General features: G+C 35.8%; 3 protein-coding genes. 1 reads left to right on the top strand and 2 read right to left on the bottom strand.

The genetic code is table 11. The features are described 5' to 3' along the window. Nucleotides 1-829 (top strand): hypothetical protein (locus BM141_RS23360; RefSeq protein WP_221407742.1); only part of this gene is annotated, 829 nt, incomplete at its 5' end. A gap of 283 nt (nt 830-1,112) precedes the next feature. Here the strand turns inward: BM141_RS23360 and BM141_RS22725 are convergent. After that, the gene (locus tag BM141_RS22725) at nt 1,113-1,397 is read right to left on the bottom strand and encodes a hypothetical protein (RefSeq protein WP_143091094.1); all 285 of its coding nucleotides are present in this window, start codon (nt 1,395-1,397) and stop codon (nt 1,113-1,115) included. A 6-nt stretch (nt 1,398-1,403) separates the two neighbouring features. Continuing rightward, nucleotides 1,404-1,717 (bottom strand): transposase (locus BM141_RS22375; RefSeq protein ID WP_143090758.1); only part of this gene is annotated, 314 nt, incomplete at its 5' end.

The raw sequence follows: 1,717 nt of genomic DNA, 5'->3' as shown, positions 1-1,717 counted from the left end.
TAGGACTACTACCCTTGACCCTCATGGGGATAGGTATGTAAATGTAAGTGGGTATAGTTTCTTGAATAACAACCCGCTGAGGTACATAGACCCGACGGGGAGGGATGTTACCGAAACGGCATGGGGAACGAGATATACAGGTGTAGATGCTCAAAATATGTTTAGGCAGTTGCAACAGCGAGGGAGTAATAGAGATTTACCCAAACCTGAAGTTTCAACGCAAACGAGAATGTATCAAACTTTTAAGTACAATGATAATTGTAGGGATTGCGGAGTGGATATGATTGCACATCAAACCACTACAACGACAATACAAAGAGATGATAGAGGAAGAGAACTTTATCGTATGACAGAACTAAGCACAACTACAGTAACTATTGATGCTAAAGGAGAAATTAGCAATAGCCTTACTCAAGGTAAAATTACTATAGTCACAATAAATAGTAAAAAAGGAGTGCAAACTTCAAATTATGTAGAAAGTAATACAATACCTGTATCGGATAAATCATATATAGGAAGTATCAGTAAAGATTTAGAAAAAGCGGCTACCTCTGTTGCAGATTTTAAGCAGAAAAATGGGATAAGTCCTATTCAGCAAATTGCAAGGGATAAAACTAATGACAAAGATTTTTATGGCACAGTTGGCACATATGTAACATATGGAGGTGGGTTTGTATCAACCATAGGTCTTGCTATTAAAACACCTCCTTTACTTGGAAAAACAATCGAGTTAGCGGGATATGGATTAACAATGGCAGGGGTCTATGTAACTGCGGCAGGTAATTCTATTAATACAAATCCAGAAAACATGATAATTAAGTTGAAATAGTTAAAAATTACATTTAAATCTATGTTAAAAAAAATTCTTTTTGTTAGCGGAGTTATTTTATTTTCATTAATGATATATTTTGAGCAAATCAGCGATAAAATACCCAAAAATTGGCTATTAATATCAAGAATACTTGCTGCAATATATTGCATATTAGGGTTAATACGATTATTTGGGGCAAAAAAATAATATTTTATCAAGCTATTTTTACCTTTGTGATGCACTTGGGCAGGATTGTAAATCTCGTACTCCTGTTAGTCCGCATTTGCAATGCGGACTTTCTTTATTGAGGGATTTGTAATCCGACTTTGCTGTTGCAGAGCGGTACGTAACCCTTGCAGGGGAAACCGCATGGGAGGAACTCAGCATAGGCTTTACTACCACCGCACAGGTCAGGGTAGAGGCATACGTCATCAGCACTGAGGCAGATACAGAGTTTTACACTTGGTTTGATGAGCTGAAGATAGAGATTACTGACAAGCCTACGGCTATGGTAGTGCAAGAAAATCACTATTATCTCCTCGGCTTGGGCATGAAGGGCTTGGGTTATGTGCAGAATGTAAATCAACGTGAATTATTTTACATTTTCTTGAATAAATACAATTTGTTTGTCCTCTAATTTTTGTGGATATGCTTTTATGTTTGGTGTTTTTTCCAAAAATGTATAAGCAATTAAGCCTGCCAGCAAATTAATAAGAAAATTTTTAGGGCTTCTGTGCCTTGAATGTTCTATATTTAGTTGATTTTTAAGTACATCGAAAGCAGTTTCTATCAATCCTCTATGCCTTAAATAATAGGCTTGTGGTTCTGTTAATACTTGATTTTTCTTCATATTAGCTCTTAACTTAGTGATTAAGTGCAAGTTTCTTTCTGCAAATTCTTCTTTTA

Origin of the sequence: Thermoflexibacter ruber, from assembly GCF_900113045.1 — a bacterium.
GTDB lineage: Bacteria > Bacteroidota > Bacteroidia > Cytophagales > Thermoflexibacteraceae > Thermoflexibacter > Thermoflexibacter ruber.
Note: the sequence above shows the minus strand (reverse complement) of the source record. Positions and strands in the feature narration are given on the sequence as shown.